Origin of the sequence: Leptospira yanagawae serovar Saopaulo str. Sao Paulo = ATCC 700523, assembly GCF_000332475.2 — a bacterium.
In the GTDB taxonomy this organism is placed as follows: domain Bacteria; phylum Spirochaetota; class Leptospiria; order Leptospirales; family Leptospiraceae; genus Leptospira_A; species Leptospira_A yanagawae.
In genome coordinates this window covers 72,485-96,753 of the sequence record NZ_AOGX02000035.1, presented here as the reverse complement: position 1 = coordinate 96,753, position 24,269 = coordinate 72,485, and the positions used below count along the sequence as shown (strand labels likewise).

Annotated in this window: 26 protein-coding genes; 2 read left to right on the top strand and 24 right to left on the bottom strand. The window is 41.0% G+C overall.

The window, feature by feature from the left end:
- Nucleotides 1–35: 35 nt before the first annotated feature.
- Nucleotides 36–362, bottom strand: coding sequence for a hypothetical protein (locus tag LEP1GSC202_RS16175; RefSeq protein WP_015678839.1), 327 nt, complete (start codon nucleotides 360–362; stop codon nucleotides 36–38).
- 153 nt (nucleotides 363–515) lie between these two features.
- Here LEP1GSC202_RS16175 and LEP1GSC202_RS16170 point away from each other — a divergent pair, with 153 nt between their 5' ends.
- Both LEP1GSC202_RS16170 and recJ read left to right on the top strand, forming a co-directional pair.
- Nucleotides 516–836, top strand: a complete 321-nt coding sequence (locus LEP1GSC202_RS16170) for a bactofilin family protein (RefSeq protein WP_039929288.1) — start codon at nucleotides 516–518, stop codon at nucleotides 834–836.
- Entirely contained in the window at nucleotides 824–2,794 is a 1,971-nt protein-coding gene (gene recJ / locus LEP1GSC202_RS16165; protein ID WP_039929262.1) for a single-stranded-DNA-specific exonuclease RecJ, read from the top strand. The genes LEP1GSC202_RS16170 and recJ overlap by 13 nt, the downstream gene beginning before the upstream one ends.
- 155 nt (nucleotides 2,795–2,949) lie before the next feature.
- On the opposite strand, the gene LEP1GSC202_RS16160 is transcribed toward recJ, so the two are convergent.
- The 23 genes from LEP1GSC202_RS16160 to LEP1GSC202_RS16050 form a co-directional block, all read right to left on the bottom strand.
- Nucleotides 2,950–3,483 (bottom strand): cupin domain-containing protein, encoded by a 534-nt coding sequence (locus tag LEP1GSC202_RS16160; RefSeq protein WP_015678903.1) that lies wholly within the window; start codon nucleotides 3,481–3,483, stop codon nucleotides 2,950–2,952.
- 92 nt (nucleotides 3,484–3,575) lie between these two features.
- On the bottom strand, nucleotides 3,576–5,018 hold the full coding sequence (locus LEP1GSC202_RS16155; protein ID WP_015678841.1) for an NADH-quinone oxidoreductase subunit N: 1,443 nt from the start codon (nucleotides 5,016–5,018) through the stop codon (nucleotides 3,576–3,578).
- 1 nt (nucleotide 5,019) lies between these two features.
- Nucleotides 5,020–6,759, bottom strand: coding sequence for a complex I subunit 4 family protein (locus tag LEP1GSC202_RS16150; RefSeq protein WP_015678780.1), 1,740 nt, complete (start codon nucleotides 6,757–6,759; stop codon nucleotides 5,020–5,022).
- A 1-nt stretch (nucleotide 6,760) separates the two neighbouring features.
- Nucleotides 6,761–8,689 (bottom strand): NADH-quinone oxidoreductase subunit L, encoded by a 1,929-nt coding sequence (nuoL, locus tag LEP1GSC202_RS16145; RefSeq protein ID WP_015678858.1) that lies wholly within the window; start codon nucleotides 8,687–8,689, stop codon nucleotides 6,761–6,763.
- A gap of 4 nt (nucleotides 8,690–8,693) precedes the next feature.
- A complete protein-coding gene (gene nuoK / locus LEP1GSC202_RS16140) occupies nucleotides 8,694–9,014 on the bottom strand; it encodes an NADH-quinone oxidoreductase subunit NuoK (protein ID WP_015678822.1) in 321 nt (106 codons plus the stop codon).
- Entirely contained in the window at nucleotides 9,011–9,628 is a 618-nt protein-coding gene (locus LEP1GSC202_RS16135) for an NADH-quinone oxidoreductase subunit J family protein (protein ID WP_015678891.1), read from the bottom strand. The genes nuoK and LEP1GSC202_RS16135 overlap by 4 nt, the downstream gene beginning before the upstream one ends.
- The gene (nuoH, locus tag LEP1GSC202_RS16130; RefSeq protein ID WP_015678867.1) at nucleotides 9,607–10,677 is read right to left on the bottom strand and encodes an NADH-quinone oxidoreductase subunit NuoH; all 1,071 of its coding nucleotides are present in this window, start codon (nucleotides 10,675–10,677) and stop codon (nucleotides 9,607–9,609) included. Before nuoH ends, LEP1GSC202_RS16135 begins: the two co-directional genes overlap by 22 nt.
- A gap of 15 nt (nucleotides 10,678–10,692) precedes the next feature.
- The gene (gene nuoF, locus LEP1GSC202_RS16125; RefSeq protein WP_015678857.1) at nucleotides 10,693–11,964 is read right to left on the bottom strand and encodes an NADH-quinone oxidoreductase subunit NuoF; all 1,272 of its coding nucleotides are present in this window, start codon (nucleotides 11,962–11,964) and stop codon (nucleotides 10,693–10,695) included.
- Between the two features lies 1 nt (nucleotide 11,965).
- Nucleotides 11,966–12,454: an NADH-quinone oxidoreductase subunit NuoE family protein gene (locus LEP1GSC202_RS16120; RefSeq protein WP_015678777.1), complete on the bottom strand. Its 489-nt coding sequence runs from the start codon at nucleotides 12,452–12,454 to the stop codon at nucleotides 11,966–11,968.
- Entirely contained in the window at nucleotides 12,454–13,674 is a 1,221-nt protein-coding gene (locus LEP1GSC202_RS16115; protein WP_015678763.1) for an NADH-quinone oxidoreductase subunit D, read from the bottom strand. Before LEP1GSC202_RS16115 ends, LEP1GSC202_RS16120 begins: the two co-directional genes overlap by 1 nt.
- Nucleotides 13,675–13,690: 16 nt before the next feature.
- On the bottom strand, nucleotides 13,691–14,206 hold the full coding sequence (locus LEP1GSC202_RS16110; protein ID WP_015678866.1) for an NADH-quinone oxidoreductase subunit C: 516 nt from the start codon (nucleotides 14,204–14,206) through the stop codon (nucleotides 13,691–13,693).
- Nucleotides 14,203–14,763, bottom strand: a complete 561-nt coding sequence (locus LEP1GSC202_RS16105) for an NADH-quinone oxidoreductase subunit B (protein WP_015678799.1) — start codon at nucleotides 14,761–14,763, stop codon at nucleotides 14,203–14,205. Before LEP1GSC202_RS16105 ends, LEP1GSC202_RS16110 begins: the two co-directional genes overlap by 4 nt.
- A complete protein-coding gene (locus LEP1GSC202_RS16100; protein ID WP_012476226.1) occupies nucleotides 14,754–15,131 on the bottom strand; it encodes an NADH-quinone oxidoreductase subunit A in 378 nt (125 codons plus the stop codon). Before LEP1GSC202_RS16100 ends, LEP1GSC202_RS16105 begins: the two co-directional genes overlap by 10 nt.
- A 115-nt stretch (nucleotides 15,132–15,246) precedes the next feature.
- Complete coding sequence (locus tag LEP1GSC202_RS16095) at nucleotides 15,247–16,506, bottom strand: replication-associated recombination protein A (protein ID WP_039929259.1); 1,260 nt, start codon at nucleotides 16,504–16,506, stop codon at nucleotides 15,247–15,249.
- A gap of 4 nt (nucleotides 16,507–16,510) precedes the next feature.
- Nucleotides 16,511–16,729, bottom strand: coding sequence for a hypothetical protein (locus tag LEP1GSC202_RS16090; RefSeq protein WP_015678894.1), 219 nt, complete (start codon nucleotides 16,727–16,729; stop codon nucleotides 16,511–16,513).
- 1 nt (nucleotide 16,730) lies between these two features.
- Nucleotides 16,731–17,315, bottom strand: a complete 585-nt coding sequence (locus LEP1GSC202_RS16085; protein WP_015678835.1) for a VTT domain-containing protein — start codon at nucleotides 17,313–17,315, stop codon at nucleotides 16,731–16,733.
- Nucleotides 17,316–17,380: 65 nt separating this feature from the next.
- Nucleotides 17,381–17,947 (bottom strand): aminoacyl-tRNA hydrolase, encoded by a 567-nt coding sequence (gene pth, locus LEP1GSC202_RS16080; protein WP_015678760.1) that lies wholly within the window; start codon nucleotides 17,945–17,947, stop codon nucleotides 17,381–17,383.
- Entirely contained in the window at nucleotides 17,944–19,479 is a 1,536-nt protein-coding gene (gene cimA / locus LEP1GSC202_RS16075; protein WP_015678769.1) for a (R)-citramalate synthase CimA, read from the bottom strand. The genes pth and cimA overlap by 4 nt, the downstream gene beginning before the upstream one ends.
- Nucleotides 19,476–19,751 (bottom strand): Smr/MutS family protein, encoded by a 276-nt coding sequence (locus LEP1GSC202_RS16070; protein ID WP_015678762.1) that lies wholly within the window; start codon nucleotides 19,749–19,751, stop codon nucleotides 19,476–19,478. Before LEP1GSC202_RS16070 ends, cimA begins: the two co-directional genes overlap by 4 nt.
- Before the next feature lie 21 nt (nucleotides 19,752–19,772).
- Nucleotides 19,773–20,189 (bottom strand): response regulator, encoded by a 417-nt coding sequence (locus LEP1GSC202_RS16065; RefSeq protein WP_012388280.1) that lies wholly within the window; start codon nucleotides 20,187–20,189, stop codon nucleotides 19,773–19,775.
- Complete coding sequence (locus tag LEP1GSC202_RS16060) at nucleotides 20,186–22,855, bottom strand: sensor histidine kinase (RefSeq protein WP_015678788.1); 2,670 nt, start codon at nucleotides 22,853–22,855, stop codon at nucleotides 20,186–20,188. The genes LEP1GSC202_RS16065 and LEP1GSC202_RS16060 overlap by 4 nt, the downstream gene beginning before the upstream one ends.
- Before the next feature lie 29 nt (nucleotides 22,856–22,884).
- The gene (mutY, locus tag LEP1GSC202_RS16055; protein WP_015678836.1) at nucleotides 22,885–23,973 is read right to left on the bottom strand and encodes an A/G-specific adenine glycosylase; all 1,089 of its coding nucleotides are present in this window, start codon (nucleotides 23,971–23,973) and stop codon (nucleotides 22,885–22,887) included.
- A complete protein-coding gene (locus LEP1GSC202_RS16050; protein WP_015678755.1) occupies nucleotides 23,970–24,254 on the bottom strand; it encodes a hypothetical protein in 285 nt (94 codons plus the stop codon). The genes mutY and LEP1GSC202_RS16050 overlap by 4 nt, the downstream gene beginning before the upstream one ends.
- Nucleotides 24,255–24,269 lie beyond the last annotated feature (15 nt).

Genomic DNA, 24,269 nt, shown 5'->3' with positions numbered 1-24,269 from the left:
ATTGGTAGGGAACGGACGTAAATTACATGCAACGTTTACGCCAAGATGGGCGGTGGGAGGTAAAGAAAGAAAAATAAGATGGAGATTTCAGTAAAAAATTCCGTTTCTGTTGTCAAAATGGAGAAACGGTTGAGGCATACCTTGACAAGTGAATGTTCTCGTTTGCCTGGAACAAGTTTGAGTAATTGATTGGATTCTTTCGACAAGGAGAGCACACGAGTCGTTTCCTCCAACTCGTAGGATTGGTATTGGAAATCCAAATCTTCGAGAGGAGAAACAAACCGGTCGTCCACCAGGTTTAGATTGATGAAAACCGCTAAAAGTAGGATGAATCCTGACTTCCAGAAGCGCCTAATGTTCACTGCTGTTTCCTATTCTTGAGACCCAGTTTCAGAGATGGAACACATGCGACAAGAGAATTCCCCTCAAAATATGAACTTTTTTCCTTTTATTACAAAACAGAGAAAACGATAGAGTTGCCAAAACAAAGTAAGGCAACAACACTATCCCTACTGATGAAAGACGAATCGATAGACACCATAATCAGCGATGACATCACGTTTCGCGGAACACTTTCCTTTAACCAAACACTCAAAATCAAAGGCCAATTCAAAGGCACCATTACCTCTCATGGCAAACTCATCATCGACGAAACCGGTGACGTAGAAGCAGATGTAGAAGTAGGCAGTTTGGTAGTACATGGCAATCTAAAAGGCAATGTCGATGCAAAAGAAAAAGTGGAACTTAAAAAGAATGGAAAGGTTGTAGGAGATATCAAAACCCCAGGCCTTGAAGTGGAGTTTGGTTCCAAAATCATTGGCAATTGCATCATGTAACAAAGGTTCACTTTGGACCTCTATTGTCCGAAGTTAGAACCAAAATTGATTCCAAAAGACCCATCCTTCGTTACTTAGTGGACCGAAGGGAGGGTTTAAAAAACACCCATCCAAAAGAACTTCTCGTTTCTGAATTTTCTTGTTTCCATTCTCCCTTTTCCCTTCCCGATATCGACCTTGCCATTTCACTGCTTCTCTCTTTCGCAAAATCTAAGAAAAAAATCCTTCTCTATGGTGACCGTGACTCAGATGGAGTGAGTTCTACTTGTTTACTTGCTTTTTTCTTACGTTCCCATCCAGAATTTGTAAATGCAAACTTTGAAGTATTGGTTTCATCAGAAAGTGATCCTTACGGACTTTGTAAAGAAGCCATTGTCAAAATCAAAAATGCCAAACCAGATCTACTTGTGACATTAGACTTTGGTTCAAGCCAAGCAGATGAAATTGATTCACTGACAAAAGAAGGCATCCAAGTGATCGTCCTTGACCACCATGAAGTACCAGTGCGCATCCCAAAAAACTGTGCCCTTGTGAATCCAAGGCGAATCGATTCCACTTACCCGGAAAAAAAAATCTGCACGGCGGTTTTATCTTTCAAACTAGTTTCCGCCATTCTCTTTCGATTGAGTTCTGAATGGAACAAACTTTATTCCAAAGCAATTACTGATGAAAATGGAAAAAGTGAAATTCTATACTTTCTAAACGGAATCCAATATTCCAAAGAACAATTGGATTCGTTTCAAAACCAAAAGAACTCTGAATCCCTCGATATCTCAAATACCCTTCCTTATCCAGTGGATTTTACCACCAATATTCCGTTAGATGATGAAAGAAAATTATTTTATTACCAATGCCAAAAAATCCCAAATTTTTTTGAACAATTAGAAGAAGAAACGGATCTAGCAGGGATAGGTACCATCACCGACATGATGCCCCTCATTGGTGAAAATAGGCATTTTGTCAAATTGGCTCTGGATTCTCTCACCAAACTTTACATTGGCGACAAAAAGAGAAAAGGATTAAAAGAACTTTTAAAGGAACTCAAACTAAACCCCAATGGAATCACTACAAAAGATTTGGGTTGGTCAATCGGTCCTGTTGTCAATGCCGCAGGACGAATGGGAAAAACAGAAGAAGCCGTATCTCTCCTTTTGTCAGAGTCCGAAACCGAAGCCAAAACACGTGCGAAACTCCTGCTTTCCATCAACGAAGAACGAAAGGAAAGAACCAAACGAAATATGGACCGAGTGGAACGTTACTTCGCAAGGAAACCAGAACGTACAACCCATGAAGTGGTATTTTGTTATGAACCTGATATGGAACCAGGAGTGAGTGGGATTGTCGCCACAAGGATGGTGGACACCTATAAAAAACCTGCCATCTTTATCGCACCTGATAATGGTGATGCGAGAGGAAGCATCAGATCTTATGGGCCAGAAAACGTCCTTTTATTACTGGAATCCTTATCTGAATATTTTTTGCATTTTGGTGGTCACCCAGAAGCAGGAGGTTTCTCCATCTCTATCGAGCAAATCCCAAAATTTGAAGCCGCATTGTATGAAAAGGCAAAACTTTGGTTAAACGAAGATAAGGATCGGCCAACAGAGCATTTGATCGAAACAGATTTTACTGTTTTACCAGAAGAAATGGGTGAAAAACTATTAAAAGAATGGAAAGACTTAGAACCCTTTGGCCAAGGGAATCCCGATATCAAACTTGGCATTAAAAATGCAAAAGCCATCCACCTAACACCACTCAGTGGAGGCAAACATGTTCGATTCCATATCGTAGGGAGTGGTTCTTTAAAATTTATGATTTGGAACAAAGGCGAAGAATTCCAATCGTTTATGTCAAAACAAGGGAGTTTTGATTTAGTGGGAAGTTTAGAAGAAAACCTTTACCAAGGAAGAACCAGTTTGCAGTTTATCGTAGAATGGTTTGGGAAATCTGAGATGTGAGGAAAGTATTCTCCGTCGATCTGATTGAACTTTAAGGATTCTTTTCCTTCACCCGTCCTTTCGAAAGGGTGAAGTTTGTAAATCGTATCAAAATTAAATTGGCCCAAATCAGATGAAGTCTGACTGAACCTGTATCTTTTGTTTTTATGTTTTGTTTAGGCGTTGATCAAAACTTTTGACTCATCTACGTAAACAGGTGTCCAACCAGAATTGTCTTTGAAGTAACGAACTGCTTTGATTCGTACATTTTTGTCCAAGGTAAACCAATGGTTTGTGTTGGCAGGAATCGAAATGAAATCACCTTTTCCGACATGGACTTCAAAACGTTCCCCATCGATGATGAAACCAAAAATCCCACTCCCATCAATGATATAACGAACCTCTTCGTCCGTATGGATATGGAGTTTGTCAAATTTTGCGAGCATATCACTGATCCCAGGGACTTCGTCATGCAGGACCACGAGGTCATTTGCTTTGTAACCATGCTCTTTTTTCAATTGGTCAAAACGGTATTCCAGACCAGAAAGTACTTCTTCTTTTTCCGCATCGGATAAACCTTTTTGGCCAAGGATTAAATCCAAGGATTCAGGGGTTTTGTAAGACTCATACACAAGGCCTTTTTTGGTAAGGAATGCCTTCACTTGGTCTTTGTCCTGGATCGTTTCTTGTTTTCTCACTATCGTTGCCATACGAATTTACCTACTTAGGAACAAACTTTCCGGTTGGCCATGAGAATCAACTTGTTTTTCGCTATCCTAGAAGTAATTCTGTTATAACAGAATTACAATAAGGCACCCGGCTGGAAGAAAATCCATCCCGCCGTAAAAAACACACAGAGCAGAAACACGAGAAACCCTAGGGTTGGCATACTGGGGATGTCACGAACTCCCGCCACTGCCCCCGTTTCTTGTTTCATATAGGATTGGATCGTGATTTTCATATAATAATAGAAAGCAACACAAGAGTTTGCCACCGCCCCAAAGAGGAGGATACGATTGAATAGCAGGTCAGACTCTGCAATTTTTTGTAAAAGGAAAAGTTTTGTCCAAAATCCGATGAGTGGAGGAAAACCTGCAAAGGATAAAAAGACGATACTGAGAGCAAGTGCCGTTAACGGGTGTTCACCGCTCAGGTGAGAGATTCCATTTACCGTCACCTCATGTTTCCCTTGTTCTAAGTAAGAAATAATGGCAAATGCTGCTAAATTGAGTAGGGAATACGAAAACAAATAATACAGTGCTTCAAGCCCTGCCCCACAAGTGATACCAGCGACAATATATCCCGCATGGGAAATCGATGAATAAGCTAACATCCGTTTTAGGTTATCTTGTTTTAAGGCAACGATGTTCCCCCAAGTCATGGAAACAAGAGCGATACTTCCCATCAAAATCTTCCAAACACTGCCAATTTCGCCCATTGGAACATGATTGAATAAAATGATCACAAGTCCAAGCGCCGAAGCCTTCCCTGCACTAGCCATAAAACCAGTGATCGGTGTTTGTGCTCCTTCATAGACATCTGGTGTCCAAGAATGAAAAGGAACAAGTGCCGCCTTAAACGAAACTCCTACTAGGAAAAGTCCAAGGCCAAGTTTAGAAAAATTAGCTTCGTATCCTTTTAAAAATAATCCTCTGAGTGCCCCATCTAAGTTCGTTGTGCCGGAACCACCGTATAAAAAAGCAATTCCGAGTAACATAAAACCAGAACTAAAGGTTCCCAGTAAAAAATATTTCATGGCACTTTCCAATGAAGATACAGAAGTGCGTGCCATCCCGATCATCACATACAATGCCAAGGAGAGGATTTCCAATCCCACAAAGATTACGATCAAATCATAACCTGATGTTAAAAACATCATACCTGATAAACAAAACAAGAGTAAGGGAAAAAACTCAGGGAATAAGGTTTTGTGTTGGGATAAAAAAGGAGGTGCAATGAGTAAAGTGATAAGACCTGCCATGAGGTAGATGGCACTGAGCCAAACAGTCAGTGGGCTAATTGATACCTGTGAACCAAAAAATTTACCATATCCAGGTGAATTGGTTGTATGGTAGAGGGCATACATCGCCCCAAGGATACCGAGAACGGATAGGACCCAAAGAGGTTTTCCTTCCTCTTGTTTTGGAATCAAAAACTGAACCACAAGAGAAAGTAAAGCCACCCCACATAAAATCAGCATGGGTGAGATTGCAATTAAGTCATTTGAGGAGGGAGTATATGACATGTTAATTTCCTTTATTCTCTTTTGGAGTTCCTTCCAAATCAAAATCAGATTCGATGGAGTTTTCTAAGTTCTCCAAATTGTCTTCTGGTTTCGGAATTGTTTCCTTCCTAGTAACCAAATTAGGTAGGGCAAACTTTGACTGAAACGATCCAAGTCTATCTTCATATGACTTTGGTTCTCTTCCCAAACTAAGATAGTCAGGATATAACCTTTGTTCGCCTGTTCCCAAAAAATCTTTTTGGATTTGTTTGCGTTCCGCAATCGATTGTGTTGTTGCTGCATTCAAAAACACATTGGAAGATGAATTTAAAATTTCTAAAAATGGTTTTGGATAAAGTCCAATCCAAAAGATAAAAATTACAAGTGGACTTAAGATTCCAATTTCTCGAAAGCTTAAGTCTTTGTAAGGTTTTGCTTGTATGGTTTTACTCACTCCAAAAAGAAATCGTTTTACAAACCATAACAAATACAAAGCTCCAAGCACAACACCTGTTGCCGCGATCCCACCAATCCAAACATTCGATTTGATGGAACCAATTAATATAAGAAACTCACCCACAAATCCATTCGTTCCAGGTAGTCCTATTGATGATAAAACAGCGATGAGAAAAAAAGTGGAAAACATTGGCATCTGTCCTGCGAGACCACCAAACTCTGATATGTTTCTTGTATGTGCCCTTTCGTAAATCATCCCTATCATAAGAAAGATCATACCAGTGGATACCCCATGGGACACCATTTGTAACATTCCACCCACGACACCTTCTGTCGTAAAAGAAAAAATCCCAAGGATACAAAACCCAAGGTGGGACAAAGAACTATAAGCAATGATTCTTTTGATATCGGTTTGAACAAGGGCTGCCATCGACCCGTATACAATTCCGATAACGGCAAGGATCTGTACACCAGTTTGAGAGAATAAACTTTGTTCGGGAAAAAATGGAATACAAAACCGTATGAATCCGTAAGCTCCAATTTTTAATAAAACTCCCGCAAGATCCACCGAACCAACTGTAGGTGCTTGGGTATGGACATCTGGCATCCAAGTGTGGAAAGGGAAAAGTGGAATTTTGATCGCAAAAGCTAGGAAAAAACTAAAAAACAAAAACCATTGTAATGGCTCAGAATACATGACAAGGCTTGCCGTAGACAAAGATTCAATGGAAGTTTTCCCAGTTTTAAAATAGAGAGTCAAAATTCCACCTAACATGAATAAGGAGCCCGCCATGGAAAACAAAAAGTATTTGAGTGCGGCTTTTGTCCTTTCTTCACCACCCCAAATCCCTATCATCAGAACCATTGGGAGTACCATCAGTTCCCAAAATACATAAAACAAAACGAGATTCCCCGAAGCAAACACTCCAAGGACTGCTGTTTCTAATACAAGCAAACAGATATGGAATTCTTTGATCTTTTTAGGAATATTGGACCAAGAGGCTATACTCGACAAAAAGAACATAAACGCAGTGAGGGCAAATAAAAGGAGGGATACTCCATCAAGCCCCACATGATAATCCACACTGAGTTTTCCTGAGAGAATCCAATCGGGAATCCAATGGACAAATTGTAACCCTGCTTTGGATGTATCATAAAAGAAAAAGAGTCCAACAGATAAAATTGTTGTGAAGGCAGAAGAAAGTGCGGAGATCACAATCACTGCCCCTACTCGTTTTTGGATGACGATGAGAAGTGAGGAAACAATTGGTAAAAAGATAATGATGGATAAAATTTGTTCCGGCACCTTACACCCCCCTAGTTAACAAATACACCAAGATACAAAACGTACCAAGAACTACATACAATGCATAATCTCCAATAAACCCTGACTGTAACCTTCGTAGCCCATTTGCGATTACACCAAAACTTCCACCAATCCCAATGAAAAAACGATCTAAAATTTTTGTATCAAAGGTATAAGCAACCAACTTCGATACAAACACATACGGTTTTACAAAAAACAAATCATAAAGTTCATCAATGTAGTATTTGTGAAAGAGGATCTTTCGAAAGCCAGTGTGTTCTTCGAGGACCTGGCTTTGTTTCTTTTGGTAAACCAAATATGCCGAAACAAAACCTATACTGGCAACACCTAGAGAAAACATTGCGAGGGAGAACTCTACTTCATGAGTGAGTTCCATATGTTGGACAAAAGTCCCATTTTGAGTAGCAAACTCTAAACCACTTCGTAACACAGGAGCAAAATAACGTTCTAACGAATCAATATGTAAGAAAAAATGTGGGGTTTGTAACAATCCAACAAACCCAGCACCAATCGCAAGGATCACAAGTGGGAAGGTCATGGTCCATGGGGATTCATGGATTTTGTGGTGTGAGTCTGTATTGTCTTTTCCAAAAAACACAACAAACACAAGACGGAACATATAAAAAGAAGTGAAAAAAGCAGCAACCACTCCTACCGTCCAAAGTACAGAACCATACGCACCATAACTGTATGTTTTTTCTAAAATCAAATCTTTTGAGAAAAATCCAGAGAAAGGAAAAAAACCAGCAATGGCCAAAGTCCCAAGTAAAAATGTGATCGATGTGACTTTGATTTTACCAAATAACTTTCCCATATGTTTGATATTTTGTTCATGGTGGAGGGCATGGATCACGGAACCTGCACCGAGGAAGAGTAATGCCTTAAAAAAAGCATGGGTCATCAAATGGAAAAGTCCTGCTACATAACTCATACTTCCCATTGCAAGGAACATAAAACCTAGCTGGGATACGGTGGAATACGCTAAGATCTTTTTGATATCGTTTTGTAAAAGACCAATTGTCGCAGCAAAGAGTGCCGTTGAAGCTCCAATGCAAGCGATGAAAAAGGAAGTATCAGGAGCAAGGTAAAATACAAAATTGAGACGGACAATGAGAAAAACTCCAGCTGTTACCATGGTTGCTGCATGGATGAGTGCCGACACAGGAGTAGGACCTGCCATCGCATCCGGCAACCAAACATAAAGTGGGATTTGTGCTGATTTTCCCATAGCAGCAATGAAAAAAAATAGTGCAATCAGATTAGCATACTCAGAGAAAATACCAAGCCCATTCAAATTGGTTTGTAAGGTTAGGTATTGCAAACTACCACCTAACCAAAACAGAAATCCAGTTCCTAAAATAAAACCTACGTCTCCAATTCGATTGAGGATGAAGGCTTTCATCCCTGCTTCAGCAGCAGATGGTTTTTCATAATCAAAACCAATGAGTAAGTAGGAAGCAAGCCCCACTCCTTCCCATCCAAGAAAGGTTAACACTAAATTGTCACTAAGGACAAGGTTTAACATACAAAAGATAAAAAGATTGAGATAAGCGAAAAACCGATTGTATCCTTTGTTTCCCTTCATATACCCCATCGAATACAAATGGATGAGGGATCCAATTCCTGTGATGATAAGGGTCATGTACAAAGAAAGTTGGTCAATTTGGTAACCAAATGAGGATTTAAAATTACCGATCACGATCCAATCAAACACTGGCACCAAATGAGGTGCAGTTCGTTCCATCGGATTAAACTCATTGAACGCACCTAAGGTGATGAGGAATGGAATGAACACAGCCAAGGTTCCGATGGCACCTGCAAATCGATGTGGGATCTTGTCTTTTAATAGACCGTTATGCAAAAAACCAAGGAGAGGGAGAAGGACAACAATTGGAAATAAATCTAACATAGGATTACCATCTCATCGATTGGAGTTCATCCACATTGGTGGATTTTTTATGCCGAAAAATCGCGATCACTAGGGCAAGTCCCACAGCAGCTTCTGCCGCAGCAATTGCCATCACGAAAAAAACAATGGTTTCCCCATTGATGTGGGATAAGGCTTTGGAAAAAGTAACAAATACTAAATTCACGGAGTTTAAGATGAGTTCCACAGACATAAAAATAATCACAATATTACGTCTGATGAGAACACCGAGTACCCCGATGGAAAAAAGAATTCCGGCAAGGCCTAAGAGATAGTTTATGGGAATGCCACCTACGATTTGGTTCATAAAACGGTATCCTTTGTTTGGTCCACTTCCGTGAGTTTCTTTTTGGCAAGGATCACTGCCCCAAGGACTGCCACGAGGAGTAAAATCGATATCATCTCAAAAGGCAAAAGGTAATCCAAATACGTGGATGCCCCTACAGTGGCAACGTTTCCTTTCGCATTCACTGTGGATGTTCCTTGTATGGGAAAAGAATACTCGGTATTCTCATAACCTTTTCCCATTTGTTCCGTATGGGGAACACCTGTAGTGAGTGCCGAATATAACAGGAAAAAAAATCCAAGCACAAAAACAGAGAGTAACACCAATCGAATTGGGTGATTGCGGTAACGCGACATGGTTTCTGCTCTTTGGGAAAGTAACATGAGAACAAAAACAACAAGCACCATAATGGCACCTGCATACACTAACACCTGCATGGTGGCAATAAACAAGGCACCCATGATCCCATAAATCCCTGCGAGGGAAAAAAAAGTAAACACTAGGGAAACTGCTGATACCACAGGATTTTTTTGGAAAATCACACTAAGAGCTGTGATCACAGTCACTGTGCCAAAAAATACAAAGAGTAAAAGTGATGGTGAGGTTTCTAAATTCATATAAATAATTTCATCCATCCTTCTTTCCAATACACTGTGTAAATGGATGCAAACATCACAACAAAAAGCCCCCACGGGATCATTTTTTTCCAACCGAGTTTCATTAACTGGTCATAACGAAACCGAGGAAGAGTCCAACGAACCCAAATGAACAAAAAGGCAAAAAATAAAACTTTTACGATAAAAAACCCGAGACCAATAAATGCTTGGTATTCCGAACCAGCCCCAATTTGGAAGGGAACATTATAACCACCAAAAAATAGTAAGGTGGTAAGGCAGGACATCGTGATCATATTCATGTATTCTGCCAAAAAGAAAAGAGCAAATTTAAACGCTCCATACTCCGTATGAAACCCAACCACAAGTTCCGATTCAGCTTCCGCCAAATCAAAAGGTAAGCGGTTGGTTTCTGCAAACATCGCCGTTACATAAATAAAAAAAGCAACAAAACCTGGAGGTGAAAGGATATTCCACATTTCTTTTTGAGAGTCACTGATGTCAGTGAGTTTTAATGAACCAGTCATAATCACAATGGCAACAATCGAAAGCCCCATCGGAAGTTCATAACTGATCATCTGTGCTGTGGAACGAACACCACCGAGTAACGAATATTTGTTGTTACTTGACCAACCAGCAATCATGATTCCATAAACGGAAAGAGAAGAAATCGCAAGCATATACAATACCCCAGAGTCTGGGTTTGCAATTTGTAAGTCGATGGTAGCAACACCAGTGAGTGTCGTAAGCCACTCTGGCGCAGGAAGTGTTCCACCAAATGGAATCACAGCCCAAGCCATAATCGCACATGTCATGGAGATCGTTGGTGCAAGGAGATACATCCCTTTCGAAACATTTTTAGGGAAAATTTCTTCCTTGGCGATAAACTTTATCCCATCAGCCAATGGTTGGAAAATTCCAAAAGGACCAGCTCGGTTTGGGCCGGGTCTATCTTGGATAAATCCAGCAAACTTCCGTTCTGCGAGAGTGTAATATGCCACACCCGTAAGGATTACAAAAAATAATGAGAGGATTTTGATCCCCCAAGCAAGAATTAAAGCCCAGTCCATATGTTTTGGTGACCTTTAGTGAGAAACACTCACTTCCTTTTTCAATCGAAGAGAAAACTCTTCCTTAAATTTCGTCATGGTTGGCCGAACTGCCATCACACATGCATCCGCTAACGGACAAATGGTGGTGCCACCTTCCATATTCCTAGAGAGGGAAAAGATGAGTTCTACATCTTTTTCTGTTCCTTCTCCCTTTTTGATTTTATGAAGGAGGTCTTTGACCCAATGTGTTCCTTCGCGACAAGGAGTACACTGCCCACAAGATTCATGTGAATAAAATTCTGCCAATCTATATGTGGTTTCCACAAGGTCTGCTTCTTCTGATAGGATGATCACGGCTCCCGAACCTAACATGGATTTGAGGGAAGCAATGGATTCATAATCCATTGTTGCGGTCATGGCTTCCTCAGATGTAAGGATCGGAGACGAACTTCCCCCCGGGATCACTGCTTTTAATGACTTATCGTTTTTGATTCCACCACAGATCTCGAAAATGAGTTCCTTCATCGGAGTTCCCATTTCCACTTCATAAATCCCTGGTTTTTTTACGTGCCCACTCACAGCAAAGAGCCTTGTGCCAGGAGATTTTTCTGTTCCAATTTTTTTGTATTCTTCTCCCGTCATACGGATGATATGTGGGACGTTACAAAATGTTTCGACATTGTTCACAACAGTTGGGCAAGCATAAAGTCCTGAAACTGCAGGAAAAGGAGGTTTCAATCGTGGGTGGCCCCTCCGGCCTTCGAGGGAATTGATAAGAGCCGACTCTTCCCCACAGATATAGGCACCTGCACCCGAATACACAGCTAAATCAAAATCATACCCAAGGCCCAAAATATTTTTGCCAAGAAGTCCTGCTTTGTAAGCTTCTTCCACTGCTGTTTCCACAATCCGAATCCCTTTGTGGAATTCGCCTCGGATGTAGATATACCCTTGGTGAGAATCAATGGCTTTTGCTGCAATCGCCATCCCTTCGATGAGCATGTGAGGGAAACGTTCGATGAGCATCCGGTCTTTGAATGTACCTGGTTCCCCTTCGTCCCCATTACAAATTAAGTACTTTGGTTTGTCGGTTTTGGGTATGAATCCCCATTTGTTCCCCGTTGGAAACCCAGCTCCCCCTCGTCCTCGAAGTCCAGAGTTTTTCACATCGTTTACAATTTGTTCGGCGGTCATTTCCGAGAGTGCTTTTTTTAAACTCTCATATCCACCCACAGATTGGTAGTGTTTCAAGGTGTGTGAATCAGTTGCATTGATATGCGTTGTGAGTAAAGTTTTAAGTCCCATGTTATCCTTCTTTTTCCAATTCAGAAAGAATCTTTGCGATGGATTCTGGAGTTAAATTTTCATAGTATTTGTCGTTGATTTGTGCCACAGGACCAAAACCACAAGCGCCAAGACATTGCACTTCATCCACTGTGTACTTTTTGTCTTTTGTGGTTTCTCCTTTTTCAATACCTAATTTGGAACAAACATGTTCCGTAATGGAATCGGAGCCAGCCAAGTAACAAGAAATATTCGCACAAATTTGGATGTGGAATTTCCCAACTGGTTTTTTGTTGTACATGGTATAAAACGTTGCCACACCGTGTACATGAGCAAGGGATACAGGTTCACCAATCCGATCGGCGATGTACTGCATCCCTTCTGTATCCACAAAACCTTTGTCAGCTTGTAATAAAAACAAACAAGGAAGGATAAGGGAACGTTTACTTGGGAATTGTGGGATAAGTCTTTGGAATCTTTTTTCTGATTCTTGTGAAAATTGATACGCCATTAACAATCAAGCTCCCCTGCAATGACATTGAGTGATGACATGGTAGCAATGGTATCAGCGAGTAACCCACCTTTCACCATCTCTGGGAAAGCTTGGTAGTACCAAAAACAAGGCCGTCTCACGTGTATTCTCCAAGGTGATTTATCCCCCTCTGAAACCACATAAAATCCAAGTTCGCCGTTGGCAGCTTCTGTGGCATGGTAGTATTCACCGGGAGGCACTTTCACACCATGCATGATGATTTTAAAATGGTAAATGAGTTCTTCCATATTGTTGTAGACACGGTCTTTTGGTGGAAGGAAGGCATGAGGAACATCTGCATGGTATGGACCTTCTGGAATCCCATCAATCAGTTGTTCGATGATCCGCATGGACTGGCGCATCTCTTCCATTCGCACAAGAGTTCGGTCAAGAGCTGATCCGTCTTCTCCCACAGGGATGTCAAAGTTTACCTTATCATAGAACATATACGGGTCATCTTTTCTCACATCCCAAGGGACACCTGCTGCCCGCAAATTGGGACCCGAAAATCCATAAGCAATGGCACGGTCAGCGGAAATCCCACCGATGCCCTTTGTCCTTTCATTGAAGATTTTGTTACGGATGAGAAGTTCTTCAAATTCGTCTAACGCTGGTTTTAGGCCTTTTAAAATGAGTTTGATTTCGGATTGGAACTCTGGATAAATATCACGTTCCATTCCCCCCACACGGCAAAATGTTGTGGTGAGCCGTGCCCCAGTGAGTTTTTCTAAAATTTGGTAAATGTTTTCACGGTGGTGGAATAAATGCAAGAGACCAGAAAAAGCCCCAAGATCCACACCCATAATTCCGTTACAAATGATATGGTCCATGATCCGAGACAGTTCGGAAATAATCATACGCACATAGGTGACACGATCCGGAACTTGGATTTGCATCATTTTTTCAACGGTAAGGATCCATCCAATGTTATTCAGGGGAGTGGATACATAGTTCATCCGGTCGGTACAAACCAAAAACTGGTTGTAGTCGTACCTCTCACCTAACTTTTCAAAACAACGGTGCACATACCCAATCACAGACTCGGTATCCACCACACGTTCCCCATCAATTTGGATTACGTTTTGTAAAATTCCATGAGTGGCAGGGTGGCTTGGCCCTAAGTTGACAAGTAAATGGCCTTCTGGGAGGTCTTTGAATTTTTGGCCGAAATGTTCGGCTGTTTTTTCGTACATTACCATAATGATTGTTAACCGGTTACTCGGTAATATCCTCTTTCACGTGAATGGTCAGTAGGTCTTCGATGAGGTAATCTTGGCCTGGGCCTTCGAGTGGGTAGTCTTTTCGGAGAGGGTGACCTACAAAGTTATCAGGCATGATGAGTCGTTCCATTCTCGGATGGTCAGAAAATGGGATCCCCATAAGATCAAATACTTCTCGTTCGGGCCAATTGGCAGCAGGGAAAATGCCTGAAAGGCTCGGAACGGATTCCCCTTCCCCGACTGGAACCCGAAGTTGCACTCGGAAATGTCCATGTTTCGGGGAACGCAATAGATACAAAACTTCGAACCTAGGCTCTCGTTTCCCGAGCCAATCAACAGAGGTTAGGTCATTTAAAAAACTAAAATCAAACTCATCCTTTAACGCACGTACAACGGTTGGTAGTTTCTCCTTTCGGATGCTAAAAAAGAGTAGATTTGTGTTTATGTCCCTTTGCGGGAGTAAACAATCGGAAAATCGAGACTGAAGGAATTCGGTAATCGTTTCTTTCATGCCACTACGAGAGGTTTGTTACGTTCATTGATCTCTTGGATCTTTTTCATGACTTCTTGGCGGCGAGCTTCCAACCCTTGGGTTTGGACTTTTTTTTGTAACTTCACAAGGGCATCAAGGATCGCTTCTGGTCTTGGTGGGCAACCGGGGACATACACATCCACAGGTAAAATCCGATCAACACCTTGTAACACACCATAGGTGTGAAACATTCCACCAGAGGAGGCACAAGCTCCCACAGAAATCACAAATTTTGGTTCTGCCAATTGGTCGTATATCTGGCGTAATACGGGAGCCATTTTATACGTAATGGTTCCGAGTACTAAAATCATATCTGCTTGGCGTGGAGAAAAAGAAGGTCTTTCGGCACCAAACCTTGCAATGTCATAATCAGCACAAGCAGTGCTCATGTATTCAATCCCACAACAGGCAGTGGCAAAAGGATAAGGCCACAATGAAAAACTTTGCCCCCACTGCACAACATTCTCAAGTGTGGCAACTTGGAACATGTCACCAAACATTTCACCGGGTTTGGATAGTGTTTCTGTTAATCCCATTCCAGTGCTCCTTTTTTCCAGATATAATATAGACCCACCACCAGGATGAGTAAAAAGAAAAACATTTCGAAAAGAAAAAACGTACCGAGTCCCGCTTCCTTAAACCCAATCAAATTCACAGCCCATGGGTAAAGGAAAACAGCTTCAATATCAAACAGAATGAAAAGGACTGCCACAAGGTAAAACTTGATGTTAAAGAGCCCTCTCGCATCTCCATAATAAGTCACACCACATTCAAAGGTATCTTGTGGTTTTGATTTTTTCTTTGGGTTTAAAAGAAAGGCAAGTGATAAGATCAGAGCGGAGAAACCGACTCCGAGCAAAAGTTGTAAGAGGATTGGTGCAAAACTATCCGGTGCGGATCCCATGTATGAAAATGCTCTCACGAAAGGGGTTAGTTGTCAAGATGAGAAAGAATTTCCCCTTTGTTTTCGTGTATTTTTCGAGATTTGAGGCTGGAAGTCTAATTTTTGAGATAAACTCTCAATAACGGTCTCCCCACAACCTATCCAATTGTTCTTTCAGATTTTTTTCCATCCCTTGGTTTGTGGGTTCGTAAAAGGTTGGCGGGTTCGGATAAAAGGACTCTGGGAAATATCGTTCTTTTAGGAAATGTCCTGGAAAATCATGAGGGTATTTGTAACCAACACCAGCACCTTCATTTTTATGTGTGGCGGTGGGTGCATTCCTTAAGTGATTTGGAATTTGAAACGTCTGATTCCTTGCCTTTACGAATGCCAATGCTTCATTAATTGCCACATAACTTGCGTTTGATTTTGGCGCCGAGGCTAAAAACGTGGTACATTGTCCAAGGGGAATCCTACCTTCTGGCATCCCCACTCGTTCTACCGCTTGCCAAGTGGCAATGGCAAGGGGGAGTGCATGTACGCTTGCATTTCCTACATCTTCGCTCGCAAAAATCACAAGCCTCCTTGCGATAAAGAGTGGGTCCTCCCCACCTTCGAGCATAAGTGCCAGATAAAAGAGAGATGCATCTGGATCACTGCCTCGTAGGGACTTGATAAAGGCAGAAATGATATCGTAATGGCTTTCACTATTTTTATCGTACGTGACAAGACTGTCCCCAAGGATGACGGACAATCTTTCTTCCGTGATTTCTTCTCCTTCACCGGTAGCACTTAGAATCCGTTCCAAATACCCTAGGAGTTTTCGTGCATCCCCTGCACTCCGCCGGAAGAGTTCCTGTTTCACTGTTTCGGGGATCGTTCGGGTTGTATTTTGCTTTGCAAGGCATGAGGTGAAGATTCTTTCCTCTTCTTCTTCTGTGAGAGTGGTGAGTCGATACACAAGCATTCGGGAGAGGAGTGCTTTATTCACTCGAAAACTTGGGTTTTCCGTCGTCGCTGCGATGAGGATGATTTCGCCCTCTTCCACCGAAGAGAGTAAGGCGTCTTGTTGGGAAGCGGAGAATCTGTGGATTTCATCTAAAAATAGGACAATGGTACCGAGGCGTTTTCCTTCTTCCAAAACCTCACGTACTTCTTTCACGCCACTTGTCACACAACTCAAATACCGTTTTTCTAATTTCCAAGACTCAGCGAGGAGATGGGCAAGTGTTGTTTTCCCTGTGCCTGGAGGTCCATAAAATAAAATGGAAGTAGGTTTTTGGATAGAGCGAAGGGCAGAGACCACCTTTGTTTGCCCCACAAATTCGGACCAAGTTTTTGGTCGCACTTGGTGGGCAAGTGGCACTTGTTTTGTATTTGCAAAAAGCGAATCCAAATGATTATAAATCCAATTCTTTTTTTACTGCCACATAACAGTTGTATATGGTTTCATTACAAACATCACAACCTGAGTTGCAACAGATAAGGGACCTTTCCGAAACCTTCCCATCGATAAGATTTTTCACAAAGGCAGCTGTTCGATCAGGTAAAAAGAAAAACCTTACTTTCTCCAAAATCACTTCATCCACTGACTTAGGAAACAATCGATTTTCGGACATTTTAACCTCCAGTGATCCAACCAATGTACATGGCATAAAAGTAAACAGAAACTCTGACAAAACGAAAGAGAGAACCAAGTAAAAACAATCGATACGGCATCTTAAACGTTCCCACAGTGTAGGCCATCCAAGAATACGGGATCGGAGTGAGGGCACTGAGAACCACTGCACCAAATCCATATTTACGGATGTAAGGAAGCAGTTTGTCTTCATAATGGAGTACCATTTGGCGGCCCAAGTGGAAACGTGGGATCAGGTACAAACCAATCCAATAAGCGATACTCCCACCAATGATACTTCCGATAGACATCGAAAGGATGGTCGAAACTGGATCCATTTCCCCAGAGATGGCGAGTACTAAAAAGGCATCTGGTGGGACAAAGGCAGGTAGGCTATCCGATAGGATCATACCAAAAAATAAACCGAAATAACCAAAGATCCGAACAAAGTGTTCGCTAAATCCAAGTAACTCGGTTCTAAAGAAAAATGCAAGCCCAAACACGATCACAAGCACGAGAACAATTGAGCCCACAGTTTGAATGATGAGACGTTTCAAATTGATCGATGGATCTTTTTCTTTGGTCATCACTTGGGTCCTGATTGGAATTTATGTAAATTACCTTTCGATTGGGAAAAAATTAGAACTTTCATTTAGGATTTGGATTCCTTTTGGATGAGGATACGATTTGTTTTCACCCATTCTTCGATTTTAGAAACGGATTCCCCGATGAGTGTAGGAAGTTGGGAATGTTCTTCTGCATTAAAATTTTGCAAAACAAAATCAGCCACTTCCATTCCTCCCTTTTCCGGTTTGCCAACACCAAATCGCAAACGATGGAAGTCTTGGGATCCAAGTTTTGCCACGATGTCTTTTAGACCATTGTGGCCAGCCGTACCACCACCAATTTTGTTTTTGATCTTTCCAAAGGGTAAGTCCACTTCATCTTGCACCACAAGGATTTGGGAGGGTGGGATCTTGTAGAGATTGGCAAGGGTTTGTGTGGATTTTCCCGAAAGGTTCATAAATTCCAATGGTTTTAATAAATGGATTTTATCCCCTTCCCAAGTATGGGTGGCCTCAGCATATTTTTTGACATCTTTGAATGTTACACCAAATTGATTCGCTAAAACATCTAAGATCATAAAACCAATGTTATGACGAGTGTTTTTGTATTTTTCTCCAGGGTTTCCAAGCCCTACGACTAAAAAATGGTTCATAATTTCCCAAGCACAATATGCAACATACGTTCGGTGGCTTTAACTGCAGCAACTTGTTGGTCAGAGTCGATCCCAATGGAACGAATGGGATGAACATCTCCCTCTTTTTTCCAAGTGATGACCGTTTCCACAAGGGCATTGGTATTGCCACCAGGAGGGATCCTGACTTCGTAATCATAAAGTTTTGGAATTTGGATGTTGAGGGTTTCTAAGATTTTCCCAAGGGCATTCATAAATGCATCGTATCCACCATCCCCTTCTCCCGTTGCTTCATACAGATTCCCTTGGAATTTGACCTTTACTTCTGCTTTTGGTTTCACACCGATTCCACTAGTCACCGTACAAAACTCTATGCGGAAGCTGGATTCTAAATTTTCACCCGAGATATCAGAAATGATGTAAGGTAAATCTTCTTTTGTGACAGTTTTGTTTTGGTCTCCGAGTTCAATCACTCGTGCGAGAACCTTCTTTTCAATTTCAGGTGATAAAACCATTCCAAGTTGTTTTAAATTTTCAGTGATGCTTGCTTTACCAGCTAACTTTCCTAATGCGTAAACTCGGCTTCGTCCAAACCGTTCAGGAAGGATGGGATTGGCATATAAATTCCCTTTTTTGTCTCCATCGGCATGAACTCCCGCTGTTTGGGTAAACACATCTTCTCCCACAATGGGTCTGTTATCCGAGATACGTTTGCCAGAAAACACTTCCACAAGCCTTGAGGCATTTGTGATTTCTTTTTCTACGATGGAGGTTCTAAATTTGGTTTTGTCATGGAGGGATGTGATTACTGCTTCTAATGGAGAATTGCCAGCTCGTTCCCCTAGGCCATTCACGGCAACATGAAGCCCACGTGCTCCCGCTTTCACAGCTTCCAAACAATTGGCAACTGCAAGGTCGTAATCGTTGTGTCCATGAAACTCAAACCAAAGGTTTGGAAACGCACTCACCAAATCAGTGACTGCCGTTTTTACTTCTTCGGGAGACATGACGCCAAGTGTATCTGCTAAATAAAAACGTTTGATTGGATACTGGGATACTGTTTGTAAATATTGGATGACGTAATCCCTGGAATGTAAATATCCATTGGACCAGTCTTCTAAATAGACATTCACTGTGATCCCTGCTTCCGTTGCAAAATCCACAGTTTGTTTGATATCTGAAAAATGTTCTTCCGGAGTTTTTCGTAGTTGGTTAGTTAGGTGGTTTAAGGAACCTTTTGTCAAAAGGTTTAAAACTTTAACACCAGTCCCTTTCATCCACTCAACGGTTTTGTCATAGTCTACAAATCCTAAAATTTCAATTCGGTTATGGAGGCCTTCCCCTTTTGCCCATTCGATGATTTTTTGGACAGCTTCAAATTCACCAGGGGAAACACGAGCACTTGCAATTTCGACTCGGTCAGTTTTAAGATCTTTTAATAAATGTTTGGTGATATTTAATTTTTGCTGCCAAGAAAAGGACACACCATTTGTTTGTTCACCGTCACGTAAGGTTACGTCTAAAATTTCTATTTTGGAATTTGGTTCTGTCATGCTTTCAATCGATTGATGTATTCTTTGGAGGGAGCGAGGATTTCCACAAGGGTGCAACCAGGATTTTGTCTAAACATCGGATCAGATTCTACCAATTTCAAAAATCCACAAGTGGCCACATAGTCAATCGCCATCTGACGGAGGATCCCTTCTCCGATCCCGTGCAAGATTTCCACATAGGTTTCCCCATCCATAAAGGCATCATGGATTTCCCTTTCCAGTTTGGTCCGAGCTTCCTCGAACCTGAGTTTGCGGATGTAGATGGTACGCACCTTAAGTCCAAAAAAATGGACTTAGGTCAAATTGCAACAGAAACGAACTGCATCCAAAAGTTCCTTGGTGTTCCAAGGTTTGGAAAAAATAGCATAGGTTTTGGCTTCTTCTTTGACGCGGTTGATCGCATCTCGGTCGGCATGGCCAGAAATGAGAATCGACTTGATATGGGGGTATTTTTGGTGGACTTTGATGAGAAATTCATCCCCACGCATCCCTGGCATCAGCCAATCTGACAAAATGAGAATCACTTCCACTCCCGATTGGCATAGGTCATCGATCACTTCCATCGCTTCTTCTGGATTTTGGGCCGTTTCATACGTGTAACTGCCCCCAATTTCTCGTTTTAGTTCTTGTACGAGAGATAGAAGGAGGATGGGTTCGTCATCTACACAGAGTATGGCATTCTTCTCATTTTTGATTTGCGATAAATTCAAACTGTTTCCCCTTCCAAAACTTTTGGTATGTATACCCTGAATTCCGTTCCAGTAGGATCGGAAATAAAATCGATTTTTCCATTCATTTTTTCCACGATTTGTTTACAAATGTCAAGCCCAAGCCCAATTCCCTCTCCATGTTTTTTTGTCGTAAAAAAAGGTAAAAAGACCTTATCTTGGATTTCTGGTAAAATTCCTTTTCCGCTATCCTTAATCGATGTTAGGATAAATTCTGATTCAGTTGTAACAGAGATTTTGATCTTACCTTTATAGTCCATTGCTTGTAAAGCATTATTGATTAAATTGATCCAAACTTGATTGAGTTTGTCTCTATCCGCCAAACAAGAATCAGATGTGAAATAGTTCTTTATGATTTCGACATCTTTTTTGATTTTTGCCTGGTAAAGTGTCAAAATGGAATCAAGTTCTGTTGGTATGTTCACCTTTTGCGAGTTAGAATCGACGATGGATTGGTCTGTATACAAATAGTGTTTGAGAGCGTTTACCACTTGTGAGGCTTTTTCCGTAGCAGATTGAACCACATATACTAAACGGTAGAGGCTTCCCAAAGTGACTACATTTTGCAATAAGACCTTTGCACCTGGTTTTTGAATGATGGCAAAGATATCTGAATCCCAATTTGTGACTCCAATCGATGTTAGATGGTCTAATGTCTCATCTGGGTATTCGATATTTTTTTCACGTAATAACGCCAATCTTTCTTTTTTTTCCGAACGACTCATTAACCCCGAACTTCGATCTCCAAAATTGACACTCAATAAAAGTAATGTTTTAAAATCTTCTAAGGTTTCATGATTTAAGGTTTCTATAAATTCAGGTAATTTGATCACATCTTTTTTTAAGATTTCCGACATGGCACGAACACTTGATGAGATGGCACCAAGTGGAGTATTCAATTCATGTGTGATCCCTGCAGCAAATTGGCCAAGAGCCGCTAATTTTTCTCTGAGCAATAATTGGTTTTGTGTATTATGGAGGTCGAGTAAAATCCGTTCTTTGGTTTCGATGGTATCTAGAAGGTTACGATTGCTTTCCATAAGGGCATTCGTTCGATCATTTACAATTTTTTCCAAATTGGCATTGGTTTCCATGACCATCCTTTGGCTTGCACTCACTCGTTCGAAACTGGATTTGAGTTCCCTTGACATAAAACGAAAGGCATCGGAAAGCCCACGGAGTTCAGCAATCATACTTTCCCCAACAGGGATATCCCAATCTCCTTTTGCAAGTGACTTGGAAGCACTTGCAAACCGAAGGATAGCCCAAGCAAAAACCATGGCAGATTCGCTGTTACCTGTATATACCCCACTCAAATAAAAAGAGTTGGGAAAAAGGGTCACAAGATAAAATCCATTCTGAGATTTCGAAACCTCCACCCAGGAAACATTTGCATTCCAAGTTTCGCGAGAAAGAGGTTTTTTTGTAACAACTGAAAAACTCAATTTTGATTCTGGATACCGAATGTCTGTGGATTGTTTGCTCAGTTCCACACGTAAGGTTTCCAAAAGAAGAGAGGATTTTGGTTCGTTGGAAACACTCGCAATGAATCCCAAATTGGAATCTAACAAATACACACGGCCTTGTGTATGAACAACAGACGCATCCAATAATTGTTCGATTTTCACTTTATCTGATAAAATGGAACCTTCTCGAAATTCCAAATTGGATAATTGCAAACGAATGTTTTTTGACCATTGTTTGTGTAAAATCTCAACCATTTGGTATGCGGAGTCTTCTGCATTTTTTAAAGTTACATAAGAGGTAATGCCAACCAGTAACAAAACCAAACAGACAAAAGGTGCCACGATAAAAAGTTGTAAAGAGATTCCCGTTCTGTCTTCAGTGATTTGATTTGAAGGTGTTAAATTTTCAGATGAAGAATTCCATATTAACCTTGGTTCGGTGATACTTACCTCTTTCACTTGGGAAGGAATTTCGGCCCAAAAATAACCAATTTTTTTCACAATAGGAAAGAGGAATCCAGTCACAAAAGGAGCAAAAATCCATGTGAGACCTGTGGTGAAGATTAAGGCGGAACTAATGGTGCGATAAGAAATTTCAGAACCAAATTGTTTGGAACAGAGATACCCCCACAAAAAAGGTTCCAAAACTAAAAACAATACGACAAAAATAAGATAATAAACCCATACTCTCACATTACGAAAATTTGGTGACTTCCCAATCATTTGGTAAGAGATCCAAAAAAGTGACGGATTGATAAAATACCCTGGTAACCAGTCCCATAAAAAGTCGGGAGGCACACCTTCAATCAAATCTGATAATCCATAGGCAAACGGTACGGCAAGTAATGCCGGATATCCAAAAAAATTTAGACAAAGGAATACGGATAAGTCTTTGAGGCTTTCTAAGGTTTGAGCACCTGGAATCAGGACTACAGAACTACCAAGGTAACCTGTAACAAAAATGGAAACAAAGGTGATGAGAAAAAAATAAAAACTTTTGAGATTCCAAGTCCATACTTCTCTAGAGATACGAAATTGTTTTCCATTGCGAAAGGTAAATCCAGTATACGCAAAGATAGCAAGAAGGGAACCAAGTAAAAAAGCAAAACGTCCCCATACTTCTAAAATTGGCAGTGGAATTTTGGAAATGATGAACTCTAACCAAATGAGGATCTCTGCCATGACGGAAAAATCGTAAGGGTATTTTTAGATTAGTAAAGCAAAATCTTTTTCACTTTCTTTGCGAGTGAAGATGGGAACTCAGATTCCAAACTTTCCATTCCTACCCACTTGTATTCCACACCAAATTGATCTAGTTGCGTTTCCAACTTCGAAACTTCAACCTTTGGATTGGTTGTTTCCAAGTTTCCCAATTTTATGGATTGTACGGAATATTCTAATTTATGATGGGTGATGGTATGTTTGATTTTTCCTTTCATTCCCGTTTCTTTCCATAACGAATTTAGAAAGTTTGCAAATTCAGACGGATTGTACGCTTCATTTGGAATTTCCCCAAAAAAACCATAGGGAAAGTGGAACATACCTTTCAAAAACCGATTTCCTTTTTCCTTAATCAGTAAAATCAAATCTCCATGTTGGATCACCCAAATCTTTCCCTGTAAAAAAATTTGATTTTGTTTTTTTTCACGTACGGGAATCTCACTTGTTTTTCCATGAATCCTTGCAAAACATCCATCTGTTAACGGGCAAACCAAACATTTTGGTGATTCTGGCAAACAAAGAGTGGCTCCCAATTCCATCATGGCTTGGTTGTGGTCACCCGGAAATTCTGTGTTTAGAAACTCATCTGCTCTCGTTTGTAGTTCTATATCTGCTTTTGGACCAAGAATATTTTTCGTATAACCGTAGTAACGTGAAAGTACTCTCTTTACATTCCCATCGAGTACGGCATAAGGAAGGTCATAAGCAATGGATAAAACAGCTCGAGCAGTATAATTGCCAATCCCCGGTAGTTTTAGGACCAATTCCAAGTCTTTCGGAAAGGATCCATTGAATTGGTTTTCGAGTTGGATGGCAGCCTTTCGAATATTACGGGCACGGCTGTAATACCCAAGCCCTTTCCAATGCGAAAGCACTTCTTCTTCGGTTGATTTGGCGAGAGATTCTGGGTTCGGGAACCTTTCTAAAAAAGCTTCAAACAAAGGTAACATCGCGGCAACCCTTGTTTGTTGTAACATCACCTCAGATATCCAAATGGGATAGGCTTGTTTTTTTTTACGAAATGGTAAATCCCGTTTGTGTAACCTGTACCAATCGTGGAGTTTTTTTTGTGGGTTCAAAGGTCCGAATCTTGGATGCTATACCTGAGGTAGGTATTACAACTCCCCTCTTCGGTATAACGGACCAAATCATAGTCCAATCGTGTGGAACGGAAGAATTTAGAATGGGCCAATCGTTCGCGGATTTCTTGGCGGATGTGGTCGCGAGCTTCTTGCCTTTTATCATAATAGGCCGGTGATAAAATTTCACTTTTATAGGACAAATTTCCCTCTCGGTAAATTGCCACAGTCACCTGCACTCGGTATTTGCGTTGTAATCCTTGTTTTACTTCCGTGTTCATTGGTTCAAAAAGCCC